This is a genomic window from Martinezella rhizogenes (assembly GCF_000799715.1).
GTDB lineage: Bacteria > Pseudomonadota > Alphaproteobacteria > Rhizobiales > Rhizobiaceae > Rhizobium > Rhizobium rhizogenes_C.
Map to the genome: position 1 here is coordinate 53,573 of NZ_JUHG01000002.1, position 25,948 is coordinate 79,520.

Genomic DNA, 25,948 nt, shown 5'->3' on the forward strand with positions numbered 1-25,948 from the left:
CCATGGAAGCATCGAACAGCTCGACGGTCAGCTACGGCACCGAACCGGGATTGCGTTTCGCCTCCCTGCTCGACGGACAGGGCGGCTGCCGGCAGCTCAGCCTGGAACAGAGCGGCTCCTGCAAGCCCGGAGAGGGCGTTACCTGGCTGCATTTCGAGCGCGACCATCCCGCCACCGCCGACTGGATCACCCACAAGAGCGGCCTTGACCCTTTCGTGATCGAAGCCCTTCTGGAGGAAGAATCTCGTCCGCGTGTCGAACCGGTGGGCGATGGGCTGCTGATCATTCTGCGCGGCGTCTGCGCGACATCGCCTGATGGCACGACGCAGAAGCCGACCGATATCGATCTCGTGCCCCTGCATCTCTGGGTCGATGGTGAGCGCATCGTTTCCCTGCGCGACAGCGGTCACTACATCACGGCGCTGCGCGACATCCGCCTGTCGCTGGAAAAGAAAAAAGGGCCGCAACGCTCCGGCGAACTGCTCGCTTTGATCGGCGACAAACTGGTACGCGATCTCGAACCCGTGCTCGATGCCATGGACGAAGAGGTGGATGAGCTTGACGAACTGATCTTTCATGGCGAGGCCGGCCAGGTGCGCGAGCGGCTGAAGCTTTTGCGCCGGCGTGCCGTGCAGCTTCGCCGTTACCTGGCGCCGCAGCGCGATGCGCTGAACCGCATCGAGCATGACGATGCGCCCTGGCTTGCCGAACGCGACAAGCTGCGTATGCGTGAAGTCATCGACAAGCTGATGCGCTATATCGAATATCTCGACGCCATCCGCGACCGCACCAGCATCCTGCATGACGACTTGTCGACGGTCATCAGCGAGCGCATCGCCCGTAATTCCAACCGCCTCGCAGCCCTTGCCGCCCTGCTGTTGCCACCGAGCGTGGTGGCCGGCCTGTTCGGCATGAATGTCGGCGGCATTCCCGGCGTCAACGATACATGGGCCTTCGTCGTCATCGTCCTCTTCGTCACGGTTACATCGATCGCCACCCTCTGGGTGCTGAAGCGCATCAACTGGCTTTAGCCCCCGACCCGAATTTCAGCCGTGCCACCCGCAAAGGTCGATGCTTTCGGATACGCGACTGTCAATCTTGCGAACGGCTTTTCCGGTTTCGGCATGGGTTTCGCGCCATTTCCCATCCCGATCAATCGCTTGCTGATTTCGCCGCCACATACGAAAATATGCCTGATAAATGTGCGTTCCAGGCGGCAAGTGAACCTCGCCCAATTTTCGTTTGACATTCCTTTAGCTTCATTTATCGTCATTATAGTTTCGGTTTTGGCGTGAGGAGTGGAAATCGAAACGGGGGGAGGTACAGTTGTCCAAAGCAAGAATCGACGAGATAGATGGCATTGATTGCGCCATGAGCCGCAGTCCTGCCGAGCGCATTTGCGGCATCTTTTCAAAGAAAAAACGGGCTTCCGTTTTCCACGCATCGCGCCACGGCCTGTATCGTCGCGAATTTCCGATATCCGCATTGACGCAAAACATTTTTCCAAAACGATCTCAATGCCTTGTGGCTGTTGAGAAGGCCGGGCATTCATCGCCCCTGCCCGCGCCGGTTCCGACAGCAGGCATCGCCCAGTGAAGACGGATTCAGGAGCGCTTATGTCCCCTGCTAAACGTTATTCAGTGGACAGCAAACAGACCTTGCGGCCAGCAGTCCGTCGCAGCATCGACATGCGACGCATAGAAGGAGCCTATCGTGCTTGAACTCAGAAACGTGTCGAAGTCGGTCAGTGGCGAAACGCATATTGCGGAAACCAACCTGACGCTAGAGCGCGGCACGCTGAATGTCCTCCTTGGACCGACGCTGTCGGGCAAGACGTCGCTGATGCGGCTGATGGCTGGCCTCGACAAGCCGACGACGGGTACGATCCATGTCGATGACGCCGACGTCACCGGCGTCCCCGTGCAGCGCCGCAACGTCGCCATGGTCTACCAGCAATTCATCAACTATCCGGCGATGACCGTCTACGACAACATCGCCTCGCCCATGCGCCTTGGCGGCACCGACGCGGCGACGATCGACCGCGAGGTGAAGAAGGCCGCCGACCTCTTGCGGCTCGGCCCCTTCCTCGACCGCATGCCGCTCAGCCTTTCCGGCGGCCAGCAGCAGCGCACGGCGCTTGCCCGCGCCATTGTCAAGAATGCCGGCCTCGTGCTGCTCGACGAGCCACTCGCCAATCTCGACTACAAACTGCGCGAGGAATTGCGCGCCGAGCTGCCGAAAATCTTCGCCGAATCCGGCGCCATCTTCGTCTACGCCACCACCGAGCCCTCCGAGGCGCTGCTTCTGGGCGGCAATACCGCAACCCTGTCGCAAGGCCGCATCACGCAGTTCGGGCCGACGATCGACGTCTTCCGCAGCCCGAAAGACCTGATGACCGCCACCACCTTCGCCGATCCACCGCTGAACACCATCACGCTCGACAAGCGCGGCAACCAGTTCGTGCTGAACGACAGCATTCGCCTGCCCGTACCGCCAGGCCTCGAGGATCGGCCGGATGGTCCCTACACGATAGCCTTCCAGCCGCACCATCTGGCGCTGAAGCCGCAGACGCCGCAAGCCGTCGCCGCCCCGGCGCGGGTGATGGTGACCGAGATCACCGGCTCGGAAAGCTACATCCACATCGATTTCGCCGACCGGCGCTGGGTGATGCTGACCCAGGGCGTTCAGGACATCGATGTCGATGATGCGATCGACGTCTACATCGACCCGCGCCACATCATGGTGTTCGACACCGATGGCGCCGCCGTTACACCCGCCTTGCAACAGGCGGCCTGAGGAGACAAACGGCCAATGGCACGTATCGACCTGGATCATATCCGACACGCCTATAACGACCATCCGAAGTCCGACGCGGACTATGCGCTGAAGGAAGTGCATCACAGCTGGGAGGACGGCAGCGCCTATGCGCTGCTCGGACCGTCCGGCTGCGGCAAGACCACGCTGCTCAACATCGTCTCCGGCCTGGTGCGCGCCTCGGAAGGCCGCATCCTCTTCGACGGCAAGGACGTGACCCGGCTATCGACCCAGGAGCGCAACATCGCCCAGGTCTTCCAGTTCCCGGTCGTCTACGACACGATGACGGTCTATGAAAACCTCGCCTTTCCTCTGCGCAACCGGCACGTCCCAGAAGCCGACGTGAAGCGCAAGGTCGACGAGATCATCGAAATGATCGGCCTCTCCGACAGCGCCCATCGCAAGGCGCGCGGCCTGACGGCCGATGCCAAGCAGAAGATTTCACTCGGCCGCGGCCTGGTGCGCTCCGACGTCAACGCCATCCTGTTCGACGAGCCGCTGACGGTCATCGACCCGCATATGAAATGGGTGCTGCGCTCGCAGCTGAAGCAGCTCCACCGCCGCTTCGGCTTCACCATGGTCTATGTCACCCACGACCAGACGGAAGCGCTGACCTTCGCCGACAAGGTGGTGGTCATGTACAATGGCGAGGTGGTGCAGATTGGCACGCCGAACGACCTGTTCGAGCGCCCGCGCCACACCTTCGTCGGTTATTTCATCGGCTCGCCAGGCATGAACGTCATGCCGATCGAGATTGACGGCCGCAATGCGCGGCTCGGCAACCGCACCATCGCTCTCCCCGGCGCGCCCATTGAGCGGCGCGAGGGCCGCTCCGAACTCGGCATCCGCCCGGAATTCGTCCGCCTTGGCCGCGAAGGCATGCCGGCGACGGTCACACAGGTCGAGGATCTCGGCCGCCGCAAGGTGGTGCGCGCCAAACTGGACGGACAGGACATCGTCGCCGTCATCGGCGAGGACCAGACCGTACCGGCCGAACCGCATATCGCGTTCGATCCCGCCGGCATCAATATCTATGCCAACTCCTGGCGCGTCGAGATGGGAGCCTGATCATGGACAAGCCGTGGAACAACAAAGCCTGGTTCATGCTCATTCCCGTCCTGGTGCTGGTCGGTTTCTCGGCCGTTATTCCGCTGATGACGGTCGTGAACTATTCGCTGCAGGACACCTTCGGCAACAACGTCTTCTTCTGGGCGGGTACGCAATGGTTCGAGGAAATCCTCCGTTCCGGCCGCTTCTGGGACGCGATGTTCCGCAACCTGATCTTCTCCTTCACCATCCTGGCGATCGAGGTGCCGCTTGGCATCCTCATCGCCCTCAACATGCCGAAGAAGGGCGTCGGCGTGCCGGTCTGCCTGGTGCTGATGGCCCTGCCGCTGCTGATCCCGTGGAATGTCGTCGGCACCATCTGGCAGGTGTTCGGCCGCAGCGATATCGGCCTGATGGGCTATGTCCTCGTCGGCCTTGGCATCGACTATAATTATGTGTCCGATCCGGTCGACGCCTGGGCGACGATCATCCTCATGGACGTCTGGCACTGGACCAGCCTTGTCGTGCTGCTCTGCTATGCCGGCCTTGCCTCCATTCCCGACGCCTTCTACCAGGCGGCCAAGATCGACGGCGCTTCACGCTGGTCCGTCTTCCGCTACATCCAGCTGCCGAAGATGAACCGGGTGCTTTTGATCGCCGTGCTGCTGCGCTTCATGGACAGCTTCATGATCTATACCGAACCCTTCGTCGTCACCGGCGGCGGCCCCGGCAATTCCACGACCTTCCTGTCGATCGACCTAGTGAAGATTGCGCTTGGCCAGTTCGACCTCGGTCCGGCGGCGGCAATGTCGCTCGTCTACTTCCTGATCGTGCTGCTCTTGTCCTGGGTCTTCTATACCGTCATGACCAATTATGATGCGGGAGCGACGCGATGAGCGCCAAACCTCTTTCCACCACGGCCGACGATGCGACGATGCACCAATTGGCCGCCTCAAGCTCCACGGCGAACGCTCCGGCCACCACCGGCACACAGTCGGTAAGCCGGCATCGTGAAGAGGGACGCTGGTCCTGGGTGGTGCCGACGCTCTACATTATCTTCCTGCTCCTGCCGATCTACTGGCTCGTCAACATGAGCTTCAAGACCAATGAGGAGATCGTCGGCGGATTGACGCTCTATCCGCATGCGCCGACACTGCGCAACTACACGATCATCTTCACCGATCCGTCCTGGTACAAGGGCTATATCAACTCGATCACCTATGTCGTCATGAACATGGTGATCTCGGTTGGCTGTGCGCTTCCGGCCGCCTACGCCTTCTCGCGCTACCGCTTCCTCGGCGACAAGCACGTTTTCTTCTGGCTGCTGACCAACCGCATGGCGCCGCCGGCGGTCTTCGCACTGCCCTTCTTCCAGCTCTATTCGGCCTTCGGCCTGATCGACACCCATATCGCCGTGGCGCTGGCGCACTGCCTGTTCAACGTGCCGCTCGCGGTCTGGATCCTTGAGGGCTTCATGTCCGGCGTGCCGAAGGAGATCGACGAGACGGCCTATATCGACGGCTATTCGTTCCCGCGTTTCTTCATCAAGATCTTCATTCCGCTGATTGCCAGCGGCATCGGCGTCGCCGCCTTCTTCTGCTTCATGTTCTCCTGGGTCGAGCTTTTGATCGCCCGCACGCTGACGGTGACCGACGCCAAGCCGATCGCCGCCATCATGACGCGCACGGTCTCGGCCTCGGGCATGGACTGGGGCCTGCTTGCCGCCGCCGGCGTGCTGACCTTGGTCCCCGGCGCACTCGTCATCTATTTCGTCCGCAACTACATCGCCAAGGGCTTCGCGCTCGGCCGCGTCTGAAGGGAGACCATCATGAATACCGATTTTTCCTGGATGGCCTGGACGCTGCCGACCGCGCTGTTCTTCGCGACGATCCTGGCGCTGCTGATCGGCATGGCCGTCTGGGAATATGTTTCGCCCGGCGGCAATCCGCGCGTCGGCATCCTGCATTTCGAAACGACGCGCGGCGACCGGCTGTTCGTCTCGCTGCTCGGCGCCGCCTTCATCCATATTGCATGGTTGGGTCTGATCGGGCCTAACCTGTGGTGGGCGGTCGCCATTTCCGTGGTCTATGCGATCGGCGTCTTCCGCCTGGTCTAGGCACGGTTTCAAGGAGTTACCGCGTCGCATGTCCAAAGACGGGCATGAGACGCGGTAAGGCAAGTCGATACAGACGGCCGGAGATCCGGTCGCCTGACAATGCGTTCGCAACCTGTAGGGAGGAATATATGCGACGGCATCTCTTAACAACGACGGCAGTCGTGCTGCTGGCTCTGGCCGGCTCGGCTCAGGCCGGCATGAACGAAGCCAAGACATTCCTGGACAAGGAGATCGGCGATGTCTCGACGCTCTCGCGCGCCGACCAGGAAAAGGAAATGCAATGGTTCGTCGACGCGGCCAAGCCCTTCCAGGGCATGGAGATCAAGGTTGTCTCGGAAACCCTGACCACCCACCAGTATGAATCGCAGGTTCTGGCACCGGCCTTCACCGCCATCACCGGCATCAAGGTCACCCACGACGTCATCCAGGAAGGCGACGTCGTCGAGAAGATCCAGACGCAGATGCAGACCGGCCAGAACCTCTATGACGGCTGGGTCAACGATTCCGACCTGATCGGCACTCATTGGCGCTACAAGCAGGTGCGCAACCTGACGGACTGGATGGCCGGCGAAGGCAAGGATGTTACCAATCCCGGTCTCGATATCCCCGACTTCATCGGCACCAGCTTCACCACCGCTCCGGACAAGAAGCTCTACCAGCTTCCCGACCAGCAGTTCGCCAACCTCTATTGGTTCCGCTACGACTGGTTCAACGACGAGAAGAACAAGGCCGACTTCAAGGCGAAGTACGGCTACGATCTCGGCGTGCCGGTCAACTGGTCGGCCTATGAGGACATCGCCCAGTTCTTCACCGGCCGTGACGTCAACGGCAAGAAGGTCTTCGGCCATATGGACTATGGCAAGAAGGACCCGTCGCTCGGCTGGCGCTTCACCGATGCCTGGCTCTCCATGGCCGGCAACGGCGACAAGGGCCTGCCGAACGGCTTGCCGGTTGACGAATGGGGCATCAAGGTCGACGCCAACTCGCGTCCGGTCGGCTCCTGCGTCGCGCGCGGCGGCGACACCAACGGCCCGGCCGCCGTCTACTCCATCCAGAAATATCTCGATTGGTTGAAGGCCTACGCACCGCCGGAAGCCCAGGGCATGACCTTCTCGGAATCCGGTCCGGTTCCGTCGCAGGGCAATGTCGCGCAGCAGATCTTCTGGTACACGGCCTTCACCGCCGACATGGTCAAGCCCGGCCTGCCGGTCATGAACGCCGACGGCACGCCGAAATGGCGCATGGCACCGTCGCCGCATGGCGTCTACTGGAAGGACGGCATGAAGCTTGGCTATCAGGACGTCGGTTCCTGGACGCTGATGAAGTCGACCCCGGTCGACCGCGCCAAGGCCGCATGGCTCTATGCGCAGTTCGTGACATCGAAGACGGTGGACGTGAAGAAGAGCCATGTCGGCCTCACCTTCATCCGCGAATCCACCATCCGCGACAAGAGCTTCACCAAGCGTGCGCCTGAACTCGGCGGTCTGATCGAGTTCTATCGTTCGCCGGCTCGTGTCCAGTGGTCGCCAACCGGCACCAACGTTCCGGACTATCCGAAGCTGGCACAGCTCTGGTGGCAGGCGATCGGCGATGCCGCATCAGGTGCCAAGGACGCGCAAGGCGCCATGGACGCGCTCTGCGCCGACCAGGAAAAGGTGATGCAGCGTATCGAGCGCGCCGGTGTTCAGGGCGATATCGGTCCGAAGCTCGCCGAGGAGCATGATCTCGCCTACTGGAACGCCGATGCCGTCAAGAACGGCCATCTCGCTCCGCAGCTGAAGATCGCCAACGAGAAAGAAAAGCCGGTCACCGTCAACTACGACGAACTGGTCAAGAGCTGGGCCGACGCGCAGAAGTAAGCAGAGCCTTTAACGCAATAGGATGCCGGGGCCTGAAAGGGCCCCGGCATTTTTCCGTCACCGCGAAAGACGGAGAAACAGCAAAAACTAGCCGCATAGCATCTGTCACATACTTGACACATTTCCTGCGAGCGCGAACTATCCTTATCCGGATCATGGCATCGGCATACATCAGAAGTCGTTGATATACCTTGCGGATTTTCAGCAGCCAATAATCATAAGGAGAACAGCGTGAGAAACAGCTATTTTGGGCGCCGGGCGCTCGTCACCGCCATCAGCCTTACCGCCGCCCTGCCGGCTTTGGCCGCCGACTTGCCGGCCGCCCAGCCCGACGACAATCTCAACGCGGTTCTCTGGGACCAGACCTCCGTCGAGGCCAAGGCCAATGCGCTCGGCGCCTATGCGCTCGGCCGCATTCGGCTCGACGAAGCGTTAGCGGACAAGAACTGGACTGCGGCCCCAGCCGAACAATCAGGCAATTTCCAGGATTTCCCGCCGGCGATCGTCCTCGATGTCGATGATACCGTGCTCAACACATCGCCGTATCAGGCCCAGAACATCATTGCCGGCACCAGTTTCACGCCGGACAGCTGGACAAAATACGTCAACGCCCAGCAGGACAGCCCCATTCCGGGCTCCGTCGAGTTCACGCAATATGCGGCCTCCAAGGGTGTGAAAGTCTTCTACGTCACCAACCGCACCGCCGGCGAGGAAGGCCCGACCGTCGAGGAGATGAAGCGCTTCGGCTTCCCGATGGGCGACAATGTCGACACTTTCCTCAGCGCCAAGGAACAGCCGGACTGGGGTTCCGCTAAGGGCACGCGCCGCGCCTTCATCGCCAAGAACTACCGCATCCTGCTGCTGTTCGGTGACAATTTCGGCGACTTCACCGATGACTACAAGGGCACGGTCGAGGAACGCCAGAAGGTCTTCGAAGCCAACGCCGCCCGTTTCGGCCACGACTGGATCGCCATCGCCAACCCGACCTACGGCTCATTCGAAAGCGCGCCCTACAAGGGCGACTACAAGCTGCCGCCCGAAAAACAGCGCCAGCTGAAGCAGGATGCGCTGAAGCCCTGGGATGGGAAGTAACGATCCTCGACAGAGGTTTGTCGGGTGAGTTCGCGCTTGCCGTAACTCTTTGCCTGGCCCCTCACCCCAACCCTCTCCCCGCATTGCGGGGCGAGGGGGCTCTACAATGCCAAACAGAGCTTCCGCTCGAGTGGAGAGGCTGATCGTTTCGCGCTGCCGTCCCTTCTCCCCGCTTGCGGGGAGAAGGCTAGGATGAGGGGCCACGCACAAAGCTTCGGCAAAACCGAACTCGCCTGACCGTCACCCATATAGCCAGCTATCAATCAACTCTTCCTCTTCAGCTTCGTCGCACCTTCCTCCACCAGTCTCTTTGCCGCTTCCGCGACCGTGATCTTGCCGAAGGCGAGCTGGTCGGCGACGGGGCGCATGACGTTCTGATCGAACTCTTGCGAGCCGAGCGGTGCCGGCACCGGATAGGTTCCGACCTGATCCTTCAACAGCTCGATATATTTCACCGTCTGCTGCTCGACCGGATTGAGGGTCGGCAGGATGGCGGCGCGCACGGCCGGCGACATCGGCACGCCGCGCTCGACGCCGAGGATCTTGCCGGCATCGGGATCGTTGACGAAGAAGTTGATGAACTTCGCGGCCGCCTCACCATTCTTGCTTGTGGCGCCGACGCTCCAGATCAGGGCCGGGCGATAGTAGTGGCCTGAGGGGCCGTCCTTCTTTTCGCGCGGCAGCATCGTAACGGCGAGCTTGCTCTTGACCACGAGCTGATAGCCGACGAGCTGGTTGGAATAGGCCATGCCGATGGCGGATTTGCCGAGTGCCAGGCAGTTGCTCTCGATAACATTCTGGTCGAGCGTCTGGACATCGGCCGAGACAGTGCCGCCACGCTGGCGCAGGTCTTCCCAATAGGAGTACCATTCCTTGGCGTCGTCGACACTGAAGCCGAGACCGCCCTCATCCGTGTAAAGGCTCTTGCCGCGCTGACGCAGCCAGGCATCCAGCACATAGTTGTAGCGTGCACCATAGGGACCGCCCCAATAGCCGCGCTTGCCGGCCGCCTTGGTCATCTCAACGACAAGATCGGCATAGTCTGCCCATGTCGTGGTCGGGCCGGGCGGCGTCAGGCCGGTCTTCTTGAACATCTCCTCGTCATAGAACATCGCAAAAGAGTTGAGCCCGAGGCCGACGCCATAGAGCTTGTTGTCGACGGTGGTCAGCTTCAGCACATCCTTGCCGAAACTATCCACATTCAGCGTTGAGGGCACGAATTGGTCGAGCGGCATGCAGGCGCCGCGCTTGGAATAATCCGAAATCGTGCTCGGCTCGAGCTGGAAGACATCCGCAATGTTCTGGCTGGCCATGCCGGTGGCAAGCTTTGCCCAGTAGCCGTCGCCGCTGATGCTTTCGCCGACGACGGAAATATCCGGGTTCTTGCTATGAAACAGCTCGGCGACACCGATCGTGCGCTTGCCGCGATCGGGCGAGCCCCACCACATCGCCCGCAATTGCGTCGCATCGGCAAAGGCGGCCCCTCCACCGAAAGCGAGACCGGCTGCGGCACCGGCAGTTCCGATCATGAATGAACGACGATTCAGGCGCATGAGATTCCTCCTTCTCTTGCGTTGCTATCCGCGACGATCTCCCCGACGCCTACTGCGGATAATTCCACGGGAGGATATGCAACTTCATTGCGAAACGCAAGAAACAATCTTTTTCTTGCAAATTTGCATGATTTGCACGATTGTTGCGCTATGAACGAGCTTCGATCCAAACGCATCACCCAAGCCGATATTGCCAGCAGGGCCGGCGTCTCCGTCTCCACCGTGTCGCGGGTGCTCACCAACGAGCCCGGCATCAGCGACACGATCCGCCAACAGATCTTCAAGGTGGCGACCGATCTCGGCTACCCCCTGAAGGCGGCGGCCGATGCCATGCCTGGCGGGCTGGCGTTGATCGCCAGTGATAGCGCCACGGGCGGCCTCAGCGTCTTTTACGAAGGCATTCTCGAGGGCTTGCGCGCCGGAGCCGCTGAGCGCGGCATGCCCTTCGACATCCGCCTTGTCCGCGAGGCAAGGACCTCGCCCGAGCACATCCAGGAGCAACTGCAAACAGCTGGCGCCGAGGGCCTGTTCCTCGTCGGCATCGATCCGCCCGACGACCTCCGCCCCTGGCTGGAGGAGAGCGGCACACCGACCGTGCTCGTCAACGGGACCGACCCGAAGCTGCGCTTCGACGGCGTTTCGCCCTCGAATTTCTTCGGCGCTTACGCCGCGACCCGCCGGCTGCTCGATGCCGGACATCGCCGTATCCTGCATTTCACCGGCTCTCACCGCCAGACGATCCGCGAACGCGTCCGCGGCTTCGAAGCGGCGATCGCCTCGGTGGAGGGCGCTAAGGGCCGGCTGGTGCCGATGACATTCCGCGGCAGCTCCAGCCAGGAGGCCCATGACACTACCGCCGCTATCCTTGCCGGGGACCGCAGCTTCACCGCCGCCTTCTGCATGAACGATTTCATCGCCGTTGGCGTGCTCGATGCCGTGGTGGAAACCGGCCTGCGCGTGCCGGACGACTTCGCCATCATCGGCTTCGACGACCTGCCCTGCGCCCTGATGACCAATCCGCGCCTCGCCACCATGCGCGTCGACCGCGCCGCCCTGGGGCGCGAGGCTATCAACCTGATGATCGCCCGCTTCCGCGACCGCGACGCGCCTGCCCGCCAAGTCTGCCACGCCGTCACACCTGTCGCCGGCGGCACCCTTCCGCCCGAAACCTGAACCGCGTCTCCTGCCGAGGCGACCAAGCAAGAGCCAGACCGATGATCTACGACCCCGTCAGCACCAATCCGCTCGCCGGCAATCCACTCAAGAACCGCGCCGACATGCGTTGCGCGCTGACCGACCTGTTCGATCCACTGCTGCCCTATTTTTCCAAGGGCAATGCCCGCGTCCGCATCGACGCCGCCGGCGCGCATTTCGACCGCGCCGCCGCCGATCTCGAAGGCTTTGCCCGCCCGCTCTGGGGCCTCGCGCCGCTCGGCGCCGGCGGCGGCGATTTCGCCCATTGGGGCCGCTTCGCCGAGGGGATCGCCAACGGCGTCGACCCTGCTCATCCGGAATATTGGGGCGCGGTCAACGGCCGCGACCAGCGCATGGTCGAGCTTGCCGCCCTCGGCTTCGCGCTGGCACTGGTGCCGGAGAAGATCTGGGAGCCGCTGGACGCCCGCGCCCGCAACAATCTCATCACCTATCTCAAGCATGCCCGCACCTTCGACTATGCCGACAACAACTGGCGCTTCTTCCGCGTGCTGGTGGACATCGCGCTGGACCGGCTCGGCGCCACCTTCGACCGCAGCCTGACGGAGGATTATCTTCGGGAATTGGACGGCTTCTATATCGCCGACGGCTGGTATCGCGACGGCAATATCCGGCGCATCGACCACTACGTTCCCTTCGCCATGCATTTCTACGGGCTGATCTATTCCAAGCTCGTCGATGACGACCGCGCCGAGCGCTACCGCGAGCGCGCCGTGCTCTTCGCCAAGGACTTTCGTCACTGGTTCGCATCGGATGGCGCCACCGTTCCCTTCGGCCGCAGCCTGACTTACCGTTTCGCCTGCGCCGGCTTCTGGTCGGCACTCGCCTTTGCCGATGTCGAGGCGCTGCCCTGGGGCGAGATCAAGGGGCTTTGCCTCCGGCATCTGCGCTGGTGGGCCGACAAGCCGATCGCCAATCGCGACGGCACGCTGCCAATCGGCTACGGCTATCCCAACCTGCTGATGTCGGAAAACTACAATTCCGCCGGCTCGCCCTATTGGGCCTTCAAGGCATTCCTGCCGCTGGCGCTTCCCGAGACGCACCCTTTCTGGACCGCCGAGGAAAAGCCGCAGGCCGCCGAGCCTTCGATCGTTCCTCTCAAGCATCCCGGCATGGTGATGATGCACAGCAAGGCCGATGTCGTGGCACTGTCCTCCGGCCAGGAAAATCAGCAGATGCGATTCGGGGCGGAAAAATACGCCAAGTTCGCCTATTCCGCCCGCTATGGCTTCAGCATCGAAAGCGACGAACGCGCCTTCACCGGCGCTGCCTTCGACAGCATGCTCGCCTTCAGCGATGACGGCCTGCACTACCGTGTCCGCGAGACCAATCAGGAGGCGAAGCTTGCCGGAGATACGCTTTACGCCAAATGGTCGCCCTTGCCGGACGTGACCGTCGAGACCTGGCTGATCCCAGCAGCCCCCTGGCATGTCCGACTGCACAAGATCGTCACGCCGCGGCCGTTGCAAACCGCAGAAGGTGGCTTTGCCATCGCGCGGCGCGATTTCGAGGCCGACACGCTCTCAGCCGGAAAAGGTGCTGCCTATGCCATCGGCGAAGAGGATTTCAGCGGTATTCTCGATCTCGGCTCGACCATCGCCCGCGACGGCGTGGCACAGAAGGCGCCGCCGAACACCAATCTGATCGCCTCAAAGACGCTGGTGCCGCAATTGCGCGGCACGATCCCGGCGGGCGAAACCATTCTCGTCTCCGCTATCCTCGCCGAGCGCGATCCCTCGGCCGTTTCCGGCGCCTGGACGAAGCCACCCGCAAAGCCCGATATCGACGCCCTGCGCGCCCTGATCGCCGAGAAAGGCGTCACCGTCAGCGCCATCGAAGCGCCGGGACGCCTGCCATGACACCATCCGCCTCCCGCCCGACCATTGCCTTCGCTATGCAGCCATCCCGCACGCAGCATGTGCTACCAGCAGCTCTGATCCAGCGTCTCAACACGGTCGCTCATGTACTCGACGCCACGCCGATGGTGCGCTTCGATGATGAAAGGGCGCGCAAACTGCTCGGCGAAACGGAAATCTTGATCACCGGCTGGGGTTCGCCGCCCATTGACGAGGCCGCACTGGCGCAGGCACCGCATCTCAAGCTGGTGGCGCATGCGGCCGGCACGGTGAAGGGCCTGATCGAGGACGGCCTGTTCGACAGGAACATCGTGGTGAGCCATGCGGCGCAGGCCAATGCCCTGCCGGTCGCCGAATTCACCCTTGCCGCTATCATCTTCGCTGGCAAGCAGGTCTTCCGCTTTCGCGACCTCTACGTCACCGACCGCAACCGCCATCGCACGCAGCCGATGCAGGCCGAGGCCATCGGCAATTATGGCCGCACGGTCGGCATTATCGGCGCATCGCGTATCGGCCGGCGGGTGATCGAACTGCTCGCGCCCTTCGACTACCGGATCCTGCTCTACGATCCGATGGTCGACGAGGCAGAGGCGGCGCGTCTCGGCGTGAAGAAGACCGAACTCGACGTCCTGATGGCCAACGCCGATATCGTTTCGCTGCATGCCCCTTCGCTGCCGGCGACGCGGCATATGATCGACGCGCACCGCCTGTCACTGATGAAACCAGGTGCCACCTTCATCAACACGGCGCGCGGCGCGCTGGTCGACGAAGCCGCCCTGCTCGCCACCCTGAAAACCGGCCGGATCGACGCGATCATCGACGTCACCGATCCGGAAATCCCGGAGGCAGGCTCGGCCTTTTACGACCTGCCGAATGTCTTCCTGACGCCGCATATCGCCGGCGCCGTCGGCCTGGAGCGCACCCGCCTCGGCGAGATGGCAGTGGACGAGGCGATCCGCTTCATCGAGGGCAAACCGCTGCTCTACGAAATCCGTCGTGAGGATCTGGCGCGCATGGCATGACGCAACGCAGCAAATTCACGAAAACACCCTGAAACCGCCCTATTTCGGCACAGATGGAGAACTCGTTTTTAATCATTCCCGGCTAGCAATCTCTTTAGCGAAGAGGTTCTAGTCATGCGTACTCGCGTTCTTTCCATTCTGGCTGTCTTGCTGCTCGGCGTGCTGGCAAGCTGCGCCACCGCGCCCAGCCGTACCCGCAATGTCTGCGCGATCTTCGATCAGCGCGACGGCTGGTTCAACAACTGGCAGCGGGCGGCCGAGCGCACCGAGCGCAAATACGGCGTTCCCGTACCGATCCTGATGGCGACGATCTACACCGAATCCGGCTTCCAGCCGCGTGCCCGTCCGCCCAGACGATATCTGCTCGGCTTCATTCCCTGGAAGCGCCCATCGAGCGCCTATGGCTTCTCGCAGGCGCTTGACGGCACCTGGGACAAGTATAAGCGCGAGACAGGCAACTGGGGCGCAAGCCGCACAAGCTTCTCCGACGCCATCGATTTCGTCGGCTGGTATCACTACCGGACGCACCTCGAGACCGGCATCGCGCTCAACGATTCCTACGATCTCTATCTCGCCTATTATTCCGGCACGAAGGGCTATCTGCAGGGGTCATGGCGCGGCAACGCGACCGCATTGGCGGGTGCCAAGCGCTTCAACGGCATGACGGCGCTTTACGCGCAGCAGTTGCCGAGCTGCAATTAGAGTCGGATGATTTTAGGTCGACTCGACCTAAAATCTGAATCCGCTCTACAATCAAATAAGTAGAGCATGATGTCGTCCGAAAACCGCTTACACTTTTCGGCATCATGCTCTAAAGGCGGCGCGTTCAGTTACGGCCGCGCCTCCCGCAGGTTCAAGCCACCGTCTTCGCCCCAGATATCGGCGATCGAGACCTGCTGACCGGTGTGGCTGCTTTCCAGCGCCGCGATGCCACAGAGAACCGACATTGCGCCCGCGCGTGAACCGGCACGCTGTCTCAGCTCGTCGTTCGGCCCGGATCGCAGCAGCATGTTGCGCAGCCGGTCGTCGCCGCCATAGTGGCCACCAGACGAATGTGGCACCCAGATGCGCTCGACATCGCCGGAATTCTTCATGACGACGATTTCGTCCGCCGGCGGTGTCGTCCATTTCTGCTTCTCATATTGCCGCATCTCGATACGACCCTTGTGGCCGTTGAAGGCGATGTGGTGGCCTTCGATCGGCATGTAGGTGTTCAGCGAGTAGGAGACATTGACGCCGTTGCGATAGCGGATCGAAGAAACCATCGTATCGGGGATATCGATATCCTCGCGGAAGACGCAGGCATCGCGAACATAGCCGTCAACCGTCGACGGGTCCTCATAGAGGCTTTCGAGCAGCGGCGTCTCGCTGATATCGAGATAATAATCGCACTCGTCCTTATACCGACAGCCACGACAGCGCTCGCCGCGAAAGGGACCCTTGCGGCCGTAATGCTTGAGATCGGCGAAGGCCGAGACCGTTTCCGGATCGGAATCCAGATACCAGTTCAGAAGATCGAAATGATGCGTCGCCTTATGGACGAAAAGGCTGCCGGAATTTTCGACGAAGGCATGCCAGCGGCGGAAATAATCGGCGCCGTGGCTAGTGTCGAGATACCAATGAAAATCGACGGAAGTGACATCGCCGATGACGCCGGAATTGATCAGCTCCTTGATCTTTGCAGCCGTCGGGGCGAAGCGGTAATTGAAGGAGACATCGAGCCGTTTGCCGGTTCGCGCCTCGGCGTCGAGGATGCGTTTGATCTTGTCGACCGTCGTCGTCATCGGCTTCTCGCTGATGACATTGGCGCCGGCCTCCATCGCCTTGACGATCAGGTCGTCATGGGCGGAATCGCGGGTACAGACGATAACGAGATCCGGCTTTTCGACCCGCAGCAACTCGTCGAAATCGGTATAGACCGGCACCTTGGCACCGATATACTCCAGCGCCCGCCTGGCGCGCATCGCGTTGAGATCGCAAACGGCGACAAGCTCGACCTCATTGCCCCAACGCTCGACCAGATCCTTGCCCCACATGGTAACGCCACGATTTCCGGTTCCGACCAGAGCATAGCGCTTCTTCGATGACGACGGCATGTTTTCCTCCAGTGTCCGCAATAACGATGGTCAGGTTAGTCCGGATTTGCCTCACCTTCCTGCCTGGCCCCTCACCCCAACCCTCTCCCCGCAAGGCGGGGCGAGGGGGTTATCATGCCCAATGTCGCCCCGGTCCGAGTGGTTAGGCCGATTGGCTTGCACTGTCGTCCCCTCTCCCCGCATGTGCGGGGAGAGGGCTAGGGTGAGGGGCCACCCACGACAGCACGCCGAAGACACGACGCGCCTGACCATAACAATCCTACTTCGGCGATCTCTCCATCACGCTCCAGTCGGGCGCGATGGACGAACCGAGACCGATGGCGCCGACGACCGAGCCGATGGCGATCCTGCCGCCTTCGATCCTCAGCCGCGTCCGCCCGTCGCGAACGGCATAGAGATCGTCGTGCGCCCGCGCGAAAGCCGCCTGCTCGGCCTCGGGCGCGCCGGCCATGCCGTCGACATAATGATGACCGTTGCGCTCGATATGCGTCATGCCGATCAGCGAGGCGAGCGCCAGATCCTGCTGCACGGCAAGGCCGCCCTGCGTCGTCAGGTCTTCGGCCGACATGAAATAGGCAATGCCGTCGTCAGCGCTCCACTTGGCGACCCGCGCCCGGTTCAATAGCGAGCGATAGAAACCCTTGCAGGATTTGGAGGAGATGCCGGTATAGCCAAGCCGCCTCGCCGTGATGAAAGCATTGATGTCGGCATCGGATTCATCGATTTCGACCGGCTTGAAGGCGGCAAGCGCCGTCACCGGTTTCTCGAAAGCATGGGCGCGAGCGATCGGCTGTTCGACGAACAGGATCGATGCCGCGAACCGCGCCAGTCTCGGCTCGGCCCGGATGCGGGCCAGCAGATCGGCCACCGCCTCGGCGGACGCGAATTGCTCATTGCCATCCAGCGTCACCGAATAGGCCGGCACCTTGGCGTCGATCACTGCGGCAATCCGGCAAAGGCGATCGATATCGGCACCGGGAATGCCCGACACCTTCACCTTGAAGAAGGTCAGGCCATAGGCATCGATCGCCTCTTCGAAGCTTTCCGGTAGCCCATCGCTCAAACGCTCGCAAGCCGCAATATCGCGCGTCTCGATGGCGTCGACGAGGCCGACGGTGTGGCGGGCGGCAAGGCTTCGAGCCGGCGTCAATGTTGACAGGAAGCCTGAGAGATCGAAGCCTTCGAGATCCAGCGTGGTCGACGCATCGATACCGGGGCGATTGGCCTTGATCGCCTGCGCGATCGTCAATCCTTCCAGCCGGCAGAGGGCATCAAGCACCGCCCTGTTGGCGAGCGCCAGGCCGAAGGAGGCGACCAGGCCGTTCAGCGTCTCCGTCGCGGCGCGCGCATGATGGGCCGCTTCGACGACCGCATGCAGCGTGAAGGCTGTCTCCAGCCCCGCGCCTTGCAAGGCGTCGAGCGCCAGCACCAGCGAACGGCGCAGCTGGTTTTCATTGTCGGCGTTGGACAGCTCGGGCGATTTGTCGAACCATTTCGGCACCATCAACTCCGCCGCCATCCCGCTTGCCGAACGGCCGTGGGTATCCTCGATGCGAACACGCAGAAAAATCTGCCGTGCCTCCCGGAGCGTCGCGGCTCCAAAGCGGAAGGGAAGCCGCAACTTGACCGGCCGCTCGAAAGCCTCCGCCTCGACAAGTCTGATTTTCAATGGCTCGGTCATGGTTTTAGGCGGCTCCCGTGATTGTCAGGCAGGTCTGCCTATGCCGCATCCGCGTGCCTGGCCCCTCACCCCAGCCCTCTCCCCGCAAGCGGGGCGAGGGAGCTTTATCCTGCCGGTCAAATCTCCAGCGGCTCGACATCCAGCCAGCGGCGCTCGGCCCAGCTTTGCAGGCCGAGTGAGGCAAGCTGCACGCCCTTGGCGCCTTCCGTCAGCGTGTAGCGCCAGGGCGCATCCTCGAGCACATGGCGCAAGAACATTTCCCACTGGATCTTGAAGCCGTTGTCATAGACCTGATTGTCCGGCACCTCGTCCCAGGTGTCGAAGAAATCGATCGTCTGCGGCTGGTCCGGGTTCCACACCGGCTTCGGCGTGTTGACACGATGCTGGGTAAAGCAACGGGTCAAGCCGGCCACCGCCGAACCATGGGTGCCGTCAACCTGGAAGGTCACGAGATCGTCGCGGCGGACGCGCACGGCCCAGGAGGAATTGATATGGGCGACGATGCCGCCCTCGAGCTCGAAGGTGGCATAGGCCGCATCGTCGGCGTCGGCCACATAGCGCCGTCCGGCCTCATCGACGCGTTCGGGGATATGGGTGGCGCCGAGGCAGCTGATCGCCTTCACCGGTCCGAAGAGGTTGTCGAGCACATAGCGCCAGTGGCAGAGCATATCGAGGATAATGCCGCCGCCGTCCGCCTTGCGGTAATTCCACGACGGCCGCTGCGCCGTCTGCCAGTCGCCCTCGAAGACCCAGTAGCCGAACTCACCGCGCACCGAGAGGATCTTGCCGAAGAAGCCGCTGTCGCGCAGCATGGCGATCTTGCGAAGGCCCGGCAGGAACAGTTTGTCCTGCACCACGCCGTTCTTCAGGCCGGAGGCCTTGGCCTTGCGGGCGAGCGCCACGGCCGCATCGAGATCGTCGGAAATCGGCTTTTCGCAATAAATATGCTTGCCGGCGTCCAGCGCCTTGGAGACCAGTTCGGCACGCATCTGCGTTGTCGCGGCATCGAAGAAGATCGCATCGTTGGGATCGGCGAGCGCGCCGTCGAGATCGGTGGTCCAGCGCTCGATACCGTATGTGCGGGCCAGCTCCTCCAGCCGCCCCGCATTGCGGCCGACAAGGACCGGATCGGGCATGACGCGCTCGCCGTTCGACAGCAGCACGCCGCCTTCGGTGCGCAGCGCCACGATCGAGCGAATGAGATGCTGATTGAGCCCCATGCGTCCCGTGACGCCGTGCATGATGATCCCGATGCGTTTCATGATCCCTCCCGATCGTTTGACCCGACTCCCTCCCGAGTCAGGAAAAGCAAAGGTTTGGCCGCGCAGCCAATGTAACTATATAGTTACACGATGGCGCGATCCATCCGGGCTTGTCAATCGTCTTTCGAAAATTTCTCTAGACCTTGATCGAGGCCAGCGTCACCGAGACGATGTGTTCACCCCAGGCCTTCAGTGCATCGGGCGCCGTCAGCTTGCGGGCGAAAATCGTCGACAGGGTATGGCGATTGGACAGATAGAAGAAACCGAGTGCGGCGATGGTCAGGTAAACCGAGACCGGATCGACCGCCGGCCGGAAGACGCTAGCTGCTTCACCACGTCGCAGCACACCGGCGAGCTCGGCGATGAAATGCGAATGCATCGCCAGGATCTTCTCGGAACGCTTGAGATAACGCGCCTCGTGCAGGTTTTCGGTAACGAGCAGGCTCAAGAACTCCGGATGATCGAGAAAATGATGCCAGGTGAACAGCGCCAGTTCCCGTATTCCCTCCTCGGGATTGCGATTGGCCAGGTCCAGATGTTTCTCGGCGCTTCGGATCTGCGCATAAGTTGCTTCCAGTACAGCGACATAGAGACCCTCCTTGTCGCCGAAATAATGGTAGAGCATGCGCTTGTTGGTCTGCGCCCGCGCCGCGATCGCATCCACCCTGGCGCCGCCGAAACCATGGGCGGAGAATTCCGCCGTCGCCGCATCCAGGATCATCGCATGGGTGCGCTGCGGATTGCGCGGCACCTTCTTCGGCTTGGCGATCGCATTGTCATCAATGCCGGCCTTCGCGGATTTTTCAGATCCTTGCCCTGCCTTTGTCGCCATTGGCATTTCTCCTCCCCGATCCATATCTCTCGCGACGAGCACTTCAAGCGTCAGCGCGCGTCGTTTTGATTGTGATACGATTGGCGCTTGACAGCGGTCGCGTTTCTATCCAACTTGTAACCAAATAGTTATATCTTGAAAAGCAGTTCGTAAATCATCGGTTAACTGGGGAGGAGACCAGGATGACTTTAACGATCGACCGCCGGCAGATGCTTGCCGGCATGGCAGCAACGCTTGCTTTCGGCAGTATCGGACTTGGCCGCGCCAATGCGGCAACCGCGATGCGGCTTCTTTGGTGGGGGTCCAAGGAGCGAGCCGACCGCACATTCGCGGCCGTGAAGGCCTATCAGGCCAAAAATCCAGACGTGGCCATCGCCGGCGAAACCTTCGGCTGGGACAGCTACTGGACGCGTCTCGCCACGCAGACCGCCGGCGGCAATGCGCCCGACCTCATCCAGATGGATTATCGCTACATCTTCGAATATGCGCGCCGAGGCACGTTGCTCGACATGACGCCCTATCTCGGCAAGAGCCTGGCGATCGAGGATTTCGGCACCCCCAACATCAATTCCGGCAAGGTCGACGGCAAGATTTATGGCGTCAACCTCGGGGTCAATTCCTCGATGGTCGTCGTCAATGCCGCCGCCTGGCAGGAAGCTGGCGTCGAACAGCCGCATGATGGCATCACCTGGGAACAGCTCGGCGATGCCTGCGCCAAGGTTACCGCCGCCAAGAAGCGCCGTGGTTTCTACGGCACCGGCGATCAAAGCGGCGGAGAACCTGCTCTCGAATGCTGGCTGCGCCAGCACGGCAAGGCGCTCTACACCAATGACGGTAAGCTGGGTTTCGAGGCCAAGGACGCGGCGGACTGGTTCGCCTTCTGGGCCGAATTGCGCAAAAGCGGCGCCTGCGTGCCGGCCGACGTGCAGGCACTCGACCAGCAGACCATTGAAACCGACATGCTCGTGACCAAAAAGGCGGCTGTCAGCTACGCCCATTCCAACCAGTTCGTTGCCATCCAGGGCCTCGTCAAGGAAAAGCTGGATCTGATCGCTTATCCCAGCAACCCGGACAGCAAGCCCGGCCAATATCTGAAGCCGTCGATGCTGATGTCGGTTTCGGCGAGTTCCGCCAACAAGGATGCCGCCGTCGCCTTCATCAACTACCTGGTCGAAAGTCCAGACGGTGCCAAGACGCTCGGCGTCGAGCGCGGCGTTCCCGCCTCGCCGAAGATCCGCGATCTGCTGACACAGGATCTCGATGCGACGAGCAAACAGGTCGTCGACTATATCGGCCGCCTGACACCGCATGTCGGAGCATTGCCGCCGTCTCCGCCGAACGGCGCCGGCGAAAACGCGTTCCTCCTGAAGAAGATCGCCGAGGAAGTCGCCTTCGGCAAAAGCAGCGCGCAGGACGGCGCAACGAAATTCGTCGAACAGGCAGCAGCAAACGTAACACGAGGCTGATACCGTGGGTACAAACAGCAACAGCGTTGCCGGTGGCCTGGCCATCGGCGCGAACGCGCCAGCGCGCGTTACGACCATTTACAAGGCCCCGAGCGCGTTCTCGCGCAATGCACCGGGCTACCTCTTTCTCCTGCCCTGGCTAATCGGCTTCTTCGGCCTGACGCTGGGGCCGGCGATCGCCTCGCTCTATCTGTCCTTGACCGACTATAACCTGCTGCAGGCGCCGGATTGGGTCGGGCTGGACAACTACGTGCGTATCGCCACCGCCGACGACAAGTTCATCTCGTCGATGAAGGTGACGCTGTTCTACGTGGTCTGTTCCGTGCCGCTGAAACTTACCTTCGCGCTGCTGGTGGCGCTCCTGCTCAACCGCGGCATTCGCGGCCTGCCGGTCTATCGCGCCATCTTCTACCTGCCGTCGCTGCTCGGCTCCAGCGTCGCCATCGCCGTGCTCTGGCGGCAGATCTTCGATGCCGACGGCGTCGTCAACACGCTGCTCTGGTACTTGTTCGGCATCAACGGCCCGAGCTGGATCTCCAATCCGGACTATTCGCTCTACACACTCGTCATCCTCGCCGTCTGGCAGTTCGGCTCGCCGATGATCATCTTTCTGGCCGGTCTTCGGCAGATCCCCACCGATCTCTATGAGGCCGCCAGCCTCGACGGCGCGTCCAAGGTGCGGATCTTCTTCAAGATCACCCTGCCGCTTTTGACACCGGTGATCTTCTTCAACGCCGTCGTGCAGACCATCGACGCCTTCAAGGCCTTCACGCCGGCCTATGTGATTTCCTCCGGCACCGGCGGCCCGATCGACTCGACGCTGTTCTATACCCTCTACCTCTACCAGGAAGCCTTTGGCTATTTCCGCATGGGCTACGCCTCGGCGCTCGCCTGGATCCTGGTGATCATCATCGCGATCTTCACCGCCTTCTCCTTCCTCTCCGCTCGTTATTGGGTTCATTACGATGACTGACGCGAAGCTCACTCATTTTCCCGAAGACCTGAGCCCGCCGCGCGAGCGCCCCTGGTTCTTCTCCATCCTCATCCACATCGCGCTGATCGGTGCGTCGATCGTGATGCTCTACCCGCTGCTGTGGATGCTCTCCGGTTCGGTCAAGGACCAGAACGAGATCTTCGGCACGGCATCGCTGATCCCGTCGCATTTCGACTTCAGCTCGTTTCCGCGCGGCTGGTTCGGCGGACAGGTGAACTTCGGCTCCTTCGTCTGGAACTCCGTCGTCATCGCCGTGCTCTCGGTCATCGGCAATGTCATCTCCTGCTCGCTGGCGGCCTATGCCTTCGCGCGGCTGAATTTCTGGGGCAAGAATTTCTGGTTCGCGCTGATGCTCGGCACGCTGATGCTGCCCTATCATGTGACCCTGATCCCGCAATATATCCTCTTCCTGAAGCTCGGCTGGGTGAAGACCATGTTGCCGCTGGTCGTGCCGAAATTCCTCGCGGTCGACGCCTTCTTCATCTTCCTGATGGTGCAGTTCTTCCGCGGCATCCCGCGCGAACTGGACGAAGCAGCGATGATGGACGGGTGCAGCCCCTGGCGCATCTATTGGCGCATCATGCTGCCGCTGTCGCTGCCGGTGCTTGCCACCGCTGCCATCTTCTCCTTCATCTGGACCTGGGACGACTTCTTCGGTCCGCTGATCTATCTCTCCGACATCAACACCTACACGGTGCAGCTCGGCCTGCGCTCCTTCGTGGACTCGACCGGAAGCTCCGACTGGAGCAGCCTGTTCGCCATGTCGAGCCTCTCGCTGATCCCCGTCTTCCTGATCTTCCTGTTCTTCCAGAGGCTGCTGATCGATGGCATCGCCACGGCCGGTCTCAAACGCTGAAACCAAAAATGCGATCCCAAGAGCCTGAGAGCGATTGGGATCGCACCGCAAAATCCACGGAAAGGACTATCGCATGAGCGCCCTGCGCTTCGCCGCCATCGGTATCAACCACGATCACATCTACGGCCAGGTCAACGTCATGCTCCGGGCAGGCGCGGAACTGGTTGCCTTCCACGCCATCGAGGACGACCTTGCCGCCGTCTTTGCGGAGCGCTTTCCGCAGGCAAAGCGCGTTTCCGACAAAAGCGAGATCCTCGAGGACCGCTCCATCGCGCTGATCGTCAGCGCCGCAATCTCCAGCGAACGGGCCGGCCTTGCGATCGAGGCCATGCGCCACGGCAAGGACGCGATGCTCGACAAGCCGGGCATGGTGACGCTGGATCAGCTCGCCGAGGTCCGCCGGGTGCAGGCCGAGACCAAGCGCATCGTCTCCATCCTCTATTCCGAGCATTTCGAGACAGCCTCCACAGTCAAGGCCGGCGAGCTGGTGCAGGCCGGCGCCATCGGCAAGGTCATCCACACGACGGGCCTTGGGCCCCACCGACTGCGTAAGCCGACCCGGCCGGAGTGGTTCTTCGACCGCAAGCGCTATGGCGGCATCATCGCCGACATCGCCTCGCATCAATGCGAACAGTTCCTGTTCTTCGCAGGTTCGCTCGAAGCCGAAATCCTGTCGGCCACCGTTTCCAACCGCGCCAATCCCGAGACGCCCGGCCTGCAGGACTATGGCGATTTCCATGTGAGAACGCCTGACGTCACCGGCTATGTCCGCGTCGACTGGTTCACGCCCGACGGGCTCTCCACCTGGGGCGACGGCCGCCTGTTCATCGTCGGCACCGAAGGCACGATCGAGCTTAGAAAATATATCGACGTCGCCGGCCGTCCCGGCGCGGACCATCTCTTCCTTACCGACCGCAAAGGCATGCAGCATATCGATTGTAGCGAGGTCGAGCTGCCCTTCGGCCGGCAATTGGCCGCCGATATCCGCGACCGCACCGAAACCGCGATGGGGCAGGACCATTGCTTCAAAGCCATGGAGCTGGCGCTGAAGGCGCAGGCTCTGGCCGAAGCGACATCGCTCAACAGTTTGCAGAGGTAATCTGGACATGTCCGACATCAAGAAAGTCGCGGTCATCGGTCTCGGCATCGGCCGCTCCCATATTGTCGAGGGCTATCTGCCGCATTCCGACCGCTTCGAGGTCGCCGTGCTCTGCGATCTCAACGAGGAGCGGCTCAACGCCGTCGGCGACGAATTCGGCATCGCCAGACGCCTCAAGGATTTCGTCGAGGTGCTGAACATGCCGGATATCGACATCATCGATATCTGCACGCCGCCCGGCTCGCATTTCGAAATGATCCTGCAGGCGCTCGCCGCCGGCAAAAGCGGCGTCTGCGAAAAGCCGCTGGTCGGCTCACTCGCGGATATCGACGCCGTGATCGCTGCGGAGAAGACGGCCAAGGGCCGGCTGATGCCGATCTTCCAGTATCGTTATGGCGACGGCATCCAGAAGGCCAAGCGCATCATCGACGCCGGCATCGCCGGCAAGCCCTATGTCGCCACGTCAGAGACCCATTGGGTGCGCGGCGCCGACTATTATGCCGTCCCCTGGCGCGGCAAATGGGCGACGGAACTCGGCGGCGTGCTGATGACGCATTCGATCCACCTGCACGATATGCTGACCTTTCTGATGGGACCTATCGCCGGGCTGTTCGGCCGCGTCGCCACCCGCGTCAACGATATTGAGGTGGAAGATTGCGCCAGCGCCAGCCTGCTGATGGAGAACGGCGCGCTTGCGACGATCAGCGCCACGCTCGGTTCGCAGGAGCAGATCAGCCGCTTGCGCCTCTGCTTCGAAAACGTGATGATCGAGAGCAACCACGAACCTTATAGCCCAGGCCAGGATCCGTGGAAAATCGTGCCCGCCAATGACGAGATTGCGGAGAAGATCGATGCGCTGCTGGCCGACTGGCAGCCGGTGCCGATCCGCTTCAACACGCAGATGAAGTTGTTCCATGAGGCCCTGGTCTCCGGCGGCCCGCTGCCGGTCACTACCGTCGACGCCCGCCAGGCGCTGGAACTGGTGACCGCCTTCTACGAATCGTCGGAAACGCGCACCGAAGTCCGCTTTCCGGTCGGCCCGGAAAGCACGAAATACAAGAGCTGGAGGCCGGCATGAACGTTTCTCCGCG

The 25,948-nt window shown here is 61.8% G+C and carries 23 protein-coding genes; 18 read left to right on the forward strand and 5 right to left on the reverse strand.

The features are described from left to right. Nucleotides 1-2: 2 nt before the first annotated feature. The 9 genes from EX00_RS01515 (at nucleotide 3) to EX00_RS01555 (ending at nucleotide 8,928) form a co-directional block, all read left to right on the forward strand. Complete coding sequence (locus EX00_RS01515) at nucleotides 3-1,031, forward strand: zinc transporter ZntB (RefSeq protein WP_047453437.1); 1,029 nt, start codon at nucleotides 3-5, stop codon at nucleotides 1,029-1,031. A gap of 295 nt (nucleotides 1,032-1,326) precedes the next feature. Further along, nucleotides 1,327-1,596 carry a hypothetical protein gene (locus tag EX00_RS31385; protein ID WP_155294000.1) on the forward strand — a complete coding sequence of 90 codons (270 nt, stop codon included), beginning with the start codon at nucleotides 1,327-1,329 and terminating at the stop codon, nucleotides 1,594-1,596. 117 nt (nucleotides 1,597-1,713) lie between these two features. After that, the gene (locus EX00_RS01525; RefSeq protein ID WP_047453441.1) at nucleotides 1,714-2,796 is read left to right on the forward strand and encodes an ABC transporter ATP-binding protein; all 1,083 of its coding nucleotides are present in this window, start codon (nucleotides 1,714-1,716) and stop codon (nucleotides 2,794-2,796) included. Between the two features lie 15 nt (nucleotides 2,797-2,811). Next, nucleotides 2,812-3,882 (forward strand): ABC transporter ATP-binding protein, encoded by a 1,071-nt coding sequence (locus EX00_RS01530; protein ID WP_047453443.1) that lies wholly within the window; start codon nucleotides 2,812-2,814, stop codon nucleotides 3,880-3,882. 2 nt (nucleotides 3,883-3,884) lie between these two features. Then, nucleotides 3,885-4,757 carry a carbohydrate ABC transporter permease gene (locus EX00_RS01535; RefSeq protein ID WP_047453445.1) on the forward strand — a complete coding sequence of 291 codons (873 nt, stop codon included), beginning with the start codon at nucleotides 3,885-3,887 and terminating at the stop codon, nucleotides 4,755-4,757. After that, nucleotides 4,754-5,677, forward strand: coding sequence for a carbohydrate ABC transporter permease (locus EX00_RS01540; protein ID WP_080761182.1), 924 nt, complete (start codon nucleotides 4,754-4,756; stop codon nucleotides 5,675-5,677). Before EX00_RS01535 ends, EX00_RS01540 begins: the two co-directional genes overlap by 4 nt. 12 nt (nucleotides 5,678-5,689) lie before the next feature. After that, nucleotides 5,690-5,977: a DUF2160 domain-containing protein gene (locus EX00_RS01545; RefSeq protein ID WP_047453447.1), complete on the forward strand. Its 288-nt coding sequence runs from the start codon at nucleotides 5,690-5,692 to the stop codon at nucleotides 5,975-5,977. A gap of 128 nt (nucleotides 5,978-6,105) precedes the next feature. Further along, entirely contained in the window at nucleotides 6,106-7,836 is a 1,731-nt protein-coding gene (locus EX00_RS01550) for an ABC transporter substrate-binding protein (RefSeq protein WP_047453449.1), read from the forward strand. Between the two features lie 231 nt (nucleotides 7,837-8,067). After that, nucleotides 8,068-8,928, forward strand: a complete 861-nt coding sequence (locus EX00_RS01555) for a 5'-nucleotidase, lipoprotein e(P4) family (protein ID WP_047453450.1) — start codon at nucleotides 8,068-8,070, stop codon at nucleotides 8,926-8,928. 263 nt (nucleotides 8,929-9,191) lie between these two features. On the opposite strand, the gene EX00_RS01560 is transcribed toward EX00_RS01555, so the two are convergent. Next, a complete protein-coding gene (locus tag EX00_RS01560; protein ID WP_047453452.1) occupies nucleotides 9,192-10,481 on the reverse strand; it encodes an ABC transporter substrate-binding protein in 1,290 nt (429 codons plus the stop codon). A 150-nt stretch (nucleotides 10,482-10,631) separates the two neighbouring features. On the opposite strand from EX00_RS01560, the gene EX00_RS01565 reads away from it, so the two are divergent. The 4 genes from EX00_RS01565 (at nucleotide 10,632) to EX00_RS01580 (ending at nucleotide 15,273) form a co-directional block, all read left to right on the forward strand. Then, nucleotides 10,632-11,654, forward strand: a complete 1,023-nt coding sequence (locus EX00_RS01565) for a LacI family DNA-binding transcriptional regulator (protein ID WP_047453455.1) — start codon at nucleotides 10,632-10,634, stop codon at nucleotides 11,652-11,654. A 41-nt stretch (nucleotides 11,655-11,695) separates the two neighbouring features. Further along, on the forward strand, nucleotides 11,696-13,552 hold the full coding sequence (locus EX00_RS01570; RefSeq protein ID WP_047453457.1) for a DUF2264 domain-containing protein: 1,857 nt from the start codon (nucleotides 11,696-11,698) through the stop codon (nucleotides 13,550-13,552). Then, nucleotides 13,549-14,571 (forward strand): hydroxyacid dehydrogenase, encoded by a 1,023-nt coding sequence (locus EX00_RS01575; protein WP_047453459.1) that lies wholly within the window; start codon nucleotides 13,549-13,551, stop codon nucleotides 14,569-14,571. The genes EX00_RS01570 and EX00_RS01575 overlap by 4 nt, the downstream gene beginning before the upstream one ends. A gap of 114 nt (nucleotides 14,572-14,685) precedes the next feature. Beyond that, nucleotides 14,686-15,273: a transglycosylase SLT domain-containing protein gene (locus tag EX00_RS01580; RefSeq protein ID WP_047453461.1), complete on the forward strand. Its 588-nt coding sequence runs from the start codon at nucleotides 14,686-14,688 to the stop codon at nucleotides 15,271-15,273. A 128-nt stretch (nucleotides 15,274-15,401) separates the two neighbouring features. Here the strand turns inward: EX00_RS01580 and EX00_RS01585 are convergent, their stop codons facing one another. The 4 genes from EX00_RS01585 to EX00_RS01600 all read right to left on the reverse strand — a co-directional run bounded on the left by EX00_RS01585 (nucleotide 15,402) and on the right by EX00_RS01600 (nucleotide 20,442). Next, nucleotides 15,402-16,667, reverse strand: coding sequence for a Gfo/Idh/MocA family protein (locus EX00_RS01585; RefSeq protein WP_047453463.1), 1,266 nt, complete (start codon nucleotides 16,665-16,667; stop codon nucleotides 15,402-15,404). A 259-nt stretch (nucleotides 16,668-16,926) separates the two neighbouring features. Then, nucleotides 16,927-18,348, reverse strand: a complete 1,422-nt coding sequence (locus EX00_RS01590; RefSeq protein ID WP_047453466.1) for an enolase-like domain-containing protein — start codon at nucleotides 18,346-18,348, stop codon at nucleotides 16,927-16,929. A 116-nt stretch (nucleotides 18,349-18,464) separates the two neighbouring features. Then, nucleotides 18,465-19,610 (reverse strand): Gfo/Idh/MocA family protein, encoded by a 1,146-nt coding sequence (locus EX00_RS01595; protein WP_047453468.1) that lies wholly within the window; start codon nucleotides 19,608-19,610, stop codon nucleotides 18,465-18,467. A 136-nt stretch (nucleotides 19,611-19,746) separates the two neighbouring features. Further along, entirely contained in the window at nucleotides 19,747-20,442 is a 696-nt protein-coding gene (locus EX00_RS01600; RefSeq protein WP_047453470.1) for a TetR/AcrR family transcriptional regulator, read from the reverse strand. A gap of 182 nt (nucleotides 20,443-20,624) precedes the next feature. Here EX00_RS01600 and EX00_RS01605 point away from each other — a divergent pair, with 182 nt between their 5' ends. The 5 genes from EX00_RS01605 (at nucleotide 20,625) to EX00_RS01625 (ending at nucleotide 25,935) form a co-directional block, all read left to right on the forward strand. Continuing rightward, complete coding sequence (locus EX00_RS01605; RefSeq protein WP_047453472.1) at nucleotides 20,625-21,908, forward strand: ABC transporter substrate-binding protein; 1,284 nt, start codon at nucleotides 20,625-20,627, stop codon at nucleotides 21,906-21,908. A gap of 37 nt (nucleotides 21,909-21,945) precedes the next feature. Beyond that, nucleotides 21,946-22,881, forward strand: coding sequence for a carbohydrate ABC transporter permease (locus EX00_RS01610; RefSeq protein WP_404944002.1), 936 nt, complete (start codon nucleotides 21,946-21,948; stop codon nucleotides 22,879-22,881). Next, nucleotides 22,874-23,758: a carbohydrate ABC transporter permease gene (locus EX00_RS01615; RefSeq protein ID WP_047453476.1), complete on the forward strand. Its 885-nt coding sequence runs from the start codon at nucleotides 22,874-22,876 to the stop codon at nucleotides 23,756-23,758. The genes EX00_RS01610 and EX00_RS01615 overlap by 8 nt, the downstream gene beginning before the upstream one ends. Nucleotides 23,759-23,831: 73 nt before the next feature. Continuing rightward, nucleotides 23,832-24,857, forward strand: coding sequence for a Gfo/Idh/MocA family protein (locus EX00_RS01620; RefSeq protein WP_047453478.1), 1,026 nt, complete (start codon nucleotides 23,832-23,834; stop codon nucleotides 24,855-24,857). A gap of 7 nt (nucleotides 24,858-24,864) precedes the next feature. Further along, nucleotides 24,865-25,935, forward strand: a complete 1,071-nt coding sequence (locus tag EX00_RS01625; RefSeq protein WP_047453480.1) for a Gfo/Idh/MocA family protein — start codon at nucleotides 24,865-24,867, stop codon at nucleotides 25,933-25,935. Nucleotides 25,936-25,948 lie beyond the last annotated feature (13 nt).

What these genes read in the sequence shown, in the direction of transcription:
- EX00_RS01515 (WP_047453437.1), top strand. Translation starts at nt 3, where the DNA reads ATGGAAGCATCGAACAGCTCGACGGTCAGCTACGGCACCGAACCGGGA.
- EX00_RS01530 (WP_047453443.1), top strand. Translation starts at nt 2,812, where the DNA reads ATGGCACGTATCGACCTGGATCATATCCGACACGCCTATAACGACCAT.
- EX00_RS01535 (WP_047453445.1), top strand. Translation starts at nt 3,885, where the DNA reads ATGGACAAGCCGTGGAACAACAAAGCCTGGTTCATGCTCATTCCCGTC.
- EX00_RS01540 (WP_080761182.1), top strand. Translation starts at nt 4,754, where the DNA reads ATGAGCGCCAAACCTCTTTCCACCACGGCCGACGATGCGACGATGCAC.
- EX00_RS01545 (WP_047453447.1), top strand. Translation starts at nt 5,690, where the DNA reads ATGAATACCGATTTTTCCTGGATGGCCTGGACGCTGCCGACCGCGCTG.
- EX00_RS01550 (WP_047453449.1), top strand. Translation starts at nt 6,106, where the DNA reads ATGCGACGGCATCTCTTAACAACGACGGCAGTCGTGCTGCTGGCTCTG.
- EX00_RS01560 (WP_047453452.1), bottom strand. Translation starts at nt 10,481, where the DNA reads ATGCGCCTGAATCGTCGTTCATTCATGATCGGAACTGCCGGTGCCGCA.
- EX00_RS01565 (WP_047453455.1), top strand. Translation starts at nt 10,632, where the DNA reads ATGAACGAGCTTCGATCCAAACGCATCACCCAAGCCGATATTGCCAGC.
- EX00_RS01570 (WP_047453457.1), top strand. Translation starts at nt 11,696, where the DNA reads ATGATCTACGACCCCGTCAGCACCAATCCGCTCGCCGGCAATCCACTC.
- EX00_RS01575 (WP_047453459.1), top strand. Translation starts at nt 13,549, where the DNA reads ATGACACCATCCGCCTCCCGCCCGACCATTGCCTTCGCTATGCAGCCA.
- EX00_RS01580 (WP_047453461.1), top strand. Translation starts at nt 14,686, where the DNA reads ATGCGTACTCGCGTTCTTTCCATTCTGGCTGTCTTGCTGCTCGGCGTG.
- EX00_RS01585 (WP_047453463.1), bottom strand. Translation starts at nt 16,667, where the DNA reads ATGCCGTCGTCATCGAAGAAGCGCTATGCTCTGGTCGGAACCGGAAAT.
- EX00_RS01590 (WP_047453466.1), bottom strand. Translation starts at nt 18,348, where the DNA reads ATGACCGAGCCATTGAAAATCAGACTTGTCGAGGCGGAGGCTTTCGAG.
- EX00_RS01595 (WP_047453468.1), bottom strand. Translation starts at nt 19,610, where the DNA reads ATGAAACGCATCGGGATCATCATGCACGGCGTCACGGGACGCATGGGG.
- EX00_RS01600 (WP_047453470.1), bottom strand. Translation starts at nt 20,442, where the DNA reads ATGGCGACAAAGGCAGGGCAAGGATCTGAAAAATCCGCGAAGGCCGGC.
- EX00_RS01605 (WP_047453472.1), top strand. Translation starts at nt 20,625, where the DNA reads ATGACTTTAACGATCGACCGCCGGCAGATGCTTGCCGGCATGGCAGCA.
- EX00_RS01615 (WP_047453476.1), top strand. Translation starts at nt 22,874, where the DNA reads ATGACTGACGCGAAGCTCACTCATTTTCCCGAAGACCTGAGCCCGCCG.
- EX00_RS01620 (WP_047453478.1), top strand. Translation starts at nt 23,832, where the DNA reads ATGAGCGCCCTGCGCTTCGCCGCCATCGGTATCAACCACGATCACATC.
- EX00_RS01625 (WP_047453480.1), top strand. Translation starts at nt 24,865, where the DNA reads ATGTCCGACATCAAGAAAGTCGCGGTCATCGGTCTCGGCATCGGCCGC.